The sequence below is a fragment of the Stenotrophomonas sp. 2YAF22 genome (genome assembly GCF_052114665.1).
Lineage (GTDB): Bacteria > Pseudomonadota > Gammaproteobacteria > Xanthomonadales > Xanthomonadaceae > Stenotrophomonas > Stenotrophomonas indicatrix.
Genome location: NZ_JBFRFE010000418.1, coordinates 1 through 3,877, shown reverse-complemented (window position 1 = coordinate 3,877; position 3,877 = coordinate 1). Strand labels below are relative to the sequence as shown.

Sequence of the window (3,877 nt, the reverse complement as noted above, 5' to 3'; positions counted from 1 at the left end):
ACATCCCGGCGCGGCGACAGGAACAGCGACGGCGCCCGCGGCGCGTCGACCACGGCCTGCAGTGCGGCCGAGGGCAGCTCGTAACCGGCCACGCCCTGTGCCTGCGCTGCGGCCGCCTGCGGTGCCGCAGCCCAGGCCTGCGGGACCACCGCCAGCAGTGCCATCGACAGGACCAGGCCAGTCAAGCGCCGGTTGCGGCGTGCGTGCGTGCTCATCATTGTTCCACCTGTTCGCTGCGTGAAGCCCTCGACCTTAACAGGCCATGCACCTGCGCCCATCTGCCGATGGTTGGGTCATCGCCGTGTCACAGCGGAGGCGCGATATAATGGGCATCCTCCCCTGCCGAGGGGCGCTGCGACCGGATCCCTTGAGACCGGCCAGGCTCGGCCAGGTGGCTTTGCAACAACGGCGCCCGGCCAGATGCGAGCATCCGCTCGCCCACAACCGGAGCTACTGCATGAATGCTGTTGCCAAGACCTTCTCCACCGAAGGCGATTACAAGATCCGCGACATCACCCTGGCCGACTGGGGCCGCAAGGAACTGGACATCGCCGAGCACGAAATGCCGGGCCTGATGTCCATCCGCCGCAAGTACCAGGCCGAGCTGCCGCTGAAGGGCGTGCGCGTGACCGGCTCGCTGCACATGACCATCCAGACCGCGGTGCTGATCGAGACCCTGAAGGACATCGGCGCCGACGTGCGCTGGGCTTCGTGCAACATCTTCTCGACCCAGGACCACGCCGCTGCGGCGATCGCCGCCACCGGTACCCCCGTGTTCGCCTGGAAGGGCGAGTCGCTGGAAGAGTACTGGGACTGCACCCTGGACGCGCTGACCTTCACCCTGCCCGACGGCACCCTGACCGGCCCGGAGCTGGTGGTCGACGACGGCGGTGACGTGACCCTGCTGATCCACAAGGGCTACGAGCTGGAAAACGGCAGCACCTGGGTCGACGAAAAGGCTGCTTCGCACGAAGAGCAGGTCATCAAGAACCTGCTCAAGCGCGTGGCCAAGGAGCGCCCGGGTTACTGGGGCCGCGTGGTCAAGGACTGGAAGGGCGTTTCGGAAGAAACCACCACCGGCGTGCACCGCCTGTACCAGCTGGCCCAGGCCGGCACCCTGCTGATCCCGGCGATCAACGTCAACGACTCGGTCACCAAGAGCAAGTTCGACAACCTGTACGGCTGCCGCGAGTCGCTGGCCGATGGCCTCAAGCGCGCGATGGACGTGATGCTGGCCGGCAAGGTCGCCGTGGTCTGCGGCTACGGTGACGTCGGCAAGGGCTGCGCCGCGTCGCTGCGTGCCTACGGCGCGCGCGTGGTGGTCACCGAGATCGATCCGATCTGCGCCCTGCAGGCGGCGATGGAAGGCTTCGAGGTCAACACCATCGAATCCACCCTGGGCCGTGCCGACCTGTACGTCACCACCACCGGCAACAAGGACATCATCCGCATCGAGCACCTGAGCGCGATGAAGGACCAGGCCATCGTCTGCAACATCGGCCACTTCGACAACGAGATCCAGGTCGATGCGCTGGTCGCCTTCCCGGGCGTGAAGCACGTCAACATCAAGCCGCAGGTGGACAAGTACATCTTCCCCAACGGCAATGCGATCTTCCTGCTGGCCGAAGGCCGCCTGGTCAACCTGGGCTGCGCCACCGGCCACCCGAGCTTCGTGATGTCCAACTCGTTCGCCAACCAGACCCTGGCGCAGATCGACCTGTGGGCCAACAAGGGCACCTACGAGAACAAGGTGTACCTGCTGCCGAAGAAGCTGGACGAAGAAGTGGCCCGTCTGCACCTGGAAAAGATCGGCGTGAAGTTGACCACCCTGAGCCAGGAACAGGCCGACTACATCGGCGTGCCGGTGGAAGGTCCGTTCAAGCCGGATCATTACCGCTACTGATGCCGTGCGCGGGGTCGGATCCCTTTCCGCAGGAAAGGGCTCTGACCCCAGCAACGGATGCACACGGACGGGCGCCTTCGGGCGCCCGTTCTGCGTTGGCGTTCGGTCATCCGCCCTGCATCCATCCGACACAAAGGTGGTGTAGATCCACGCCACGCGTGGATGCTGTTCATTGGCCACACGCAGTAGTCTCAGTCAAGGCAACGCCTTCGCCCCGCGCTACGATTCCCCCATGACCCCGGCCATCAACCTGCTCAAGCGCGAGAAGATCGCCCATACCGTGCACAGCTACGTGCACGACGCCCATGCCGAATCCTATGGCGGCGAAGCCGTCGAAAAGCTGGGCCTGGACCCGGCACAGGTATTCAAGACGCTGCTGGCCAACACCGAAACACACGAACTGCTGGTAGCGATCGTACCGGTGGCCGGCCAGCTCGACCTGAAAGCACTGGCCGAGGCGGCCGGCTGCAAGAAGTGCGAGATGGCCGCCGTCGATGCCGCGCAGCGCGCAACCGGCTATCTGGTCGGCGGCATCAGCCCGCTTGGGCAGAAGAAGCGCCTGCGCAGTTTTCTCGACGCCAGCGCGCAGGCACTGCCCACCCTGCACGTCAGCGCGGGACGCCGCGGCCTGGAAGTGGAACTGGCCCCGGCCGACCTGCTGCACCTGACCGGCGGCCACTACGCCGCGATCGGCAGGCCCCGTTGATGCGCTGGCCCTGGTCCACATCGCCGCCACCGCGGCTGGACGATCCGCAGGCCGATGTGCTGCTGCAGGATCTGCTGTCGCGCGATGCCAGTCGTATCCATGCGGCCAGCAGCCGCGTGGCACGGTTGTTCAGCGCTACGACGCTGGATGCGCTGGCGCCGCAGACGGAGCGGATCGAGCAGGCCTGCCAGGGCGTGCAGCTTGGCGGGGCACTGGTCAGCAACGATGTGCACCTGAAAGCCGCACTGCGCCGCCTGCGCTATTGGCGTGAACGCAGCGGCTGCTTGTGCGCGCTGTATCCGGATTATCTGTTCTTCGACCCACGCCGTCTGATCGAACAGGGTCATGTGCGCTTGCTGGAACTCGGCGTAGCCGAGGACGGCTGGGGCGACCGTCATCGGGTGGCCTGCACCTGCTGCGGCCAGCACTGGGATGCCATCGATCGCGAGTACCACTACCCGTGGTGGGAGTGGACACCGATGGCGGGGACTTCGGCCGGCTAATCGCTCGCAAACGTGGCTGTGGCAGGCACCATGCTCATACGTGGGGTGCTGGAGGTCCCTCCCTCCCGTTTCCATCGCCATCCCAGCGCGGCCTTCACTGCCGCTTCGTCGAGCAGCGGATGACCGCTGGACCCCGCAACGATGACTGCTTCGGCGTGCCCCTGGTCATTCAACAGCACGCTCATGCTCACTTTGCCCTGCAGGTTGTCAGCGCGTGCAGCCGCCGGATAGCTCGGCATGGAAGCGCGGTCAAGACGCCAGCCAGCGGCATCCTGGACAACCTGCGACGTGCGTGCGGAGAGCGCGCAGCGCGAAGGCATCTGCAGTTCGAAGCCCGATGTTCCCTGCGTCGGCTGGGCGTTTGCCGGTTTGCCACATGCGATGAGGGAGATCGCCTCCAGCATGCGTTGCTGGCGTTGCAGCGCTGCTGCATCGCTCCCGGTTGCGCGGAACGTACAGCGCCCTCCGATACTGGATGCCTGCAACTGGTCGACACTGGCATCACGGACCGCCGCCGGCTCGGACAAGCTTCCGCAGGACGCGTCGGCGTCGTATCCCGCCGAGCAACCACCAGCGGCAAGCAGCACGGTCCCCAGCACAGCGCCCCGTGGGTTCATGCGTCCCATCATCATTCTGCACCTCCTGCGCCAATCTGCCGCCATCGTAGCGTGTTGTTGCGCGGCCGTTTCACAGCGTCCCGATCATGGGCGCCAGTTGGCGTTGTTCTCCCAGAACGCCACGGCACGCTGGTACGCCGCACGGTCC

5 protein-coding genes and 1 riboswitch are annotated in these 3,877 nt (G+C 65.8%); of the genes, 3 read left to right on the top strand and 2 right to left on the bottom strand.

Features of this window, described 5'->3' with window-relative positions; genetic code table 11:
• A partial coding sequence (locus tag AB4Y84_RS15635; RefSeq protein WP_442250400.1) for a hypothetical protein occupies nucleotides 1-215 on the bottom strand: 215 nt, incomplete at its 3' end.
• Nucleotides 216-338: 123 nt separating this feature from the next.
• Nucleotides 339-421, top strand: a riboswitch (S-adenosyl-L-homocysteine riboswitch).
• A 36-nt stretch (nucleotides 422-457) separates the two neighbouring features.
• Between AB4Y84_RS15635 and ahcY the strand changes: the two genes are divergently transcribed.
• From ahcY to AB4Y84_RS15620, 3 genes are all read left to right on the top strand, one after another.
• Nucleotides 458-1,903, top strand: coding sequence for an adenosylhomocysteinase (gene ahcY / locus AB4Y84_RS15630; RefSeq protein WP_025876541.1), 1,446 nt, complete (start codon nucleotides 458-460; stop codon nucleotides 1,901-1,903).
• Between the two features lie 232 nt (nucleotides 1,904-2,135).
• Complete coding sequence (gene ybaK, locus AB4Y84_RS15625; protein ID WP_100462958.1) at nucleotides 2,136-2,609, top strand: Cys-tRNA(Pro) deacylase; 474 nt, start codon at nucleotides 2,136-2,138, stop codon at nucleotides 2,607-2,609.
• Entirely contained in the window at nucleotides 2,609-3,112 is a 504-nt protein-coding gene (locus AB4Y84_RS15620; RefSeq protein ID WP_100462955.1) for a hypothetical protein, read from the top strand. Before ybaK ends, AB4Y84_RS15620 begins: the two co-directional genes overlap by 1 nt.
• On the opposite strand, the gene AB4Y84_RS15615 is transcribed toward AB4Y84_RS15620, so the two are convergent.
• Nucleotides 3,109-3,744, bottom strand: coding sequence for an energy transducer TonB (locus tag AB4Y84_RS15615; protein WP_363729859.1), 636 nt, complete (start codon nucleotides 3,742-3,744; stop codon nucleotides 3,109-3,111). The two genes, AB4Y84_RS15620 and AB4Y84_RS15615, sit on opposite strands and share 4 nt — an antisense overlap.
• Between the last annotated feature and the right edge of the window lie 133 nt (nucleotides 3,745-3,877).

Bases quoted from the DNA above. Each gene is read 5' to 3' on its own strand.
- AB4Y84_RS15615 (WP_363729859.1), bottom strand. From the start codon at position 3,744: ATGATGATGGGACGCATGAACCCACGGGGCGCTGTGCTGGGGACCGTG.
- ybaK (WP_100462958.1), top strand. From the start codon at position 2,136: ATGACCCCGGCCATCAACCTGCTCAAGCGCGAGAAGATCGCCCATACC.
- ahcY (WP_025876541.1), top strand. From the start codon at position 458: ATGAATGCTGTTGCCAAGACCTTCTCCACCGAAGGCGATTACAAGATC.
- AB4Y84_RS15620 (WP_100462955.1), top strand. From the start codon at position 2,609: ATGCGCTGGCCCTGGTCCACATCGCCGCCACCGCGGCTGGACGATCCG.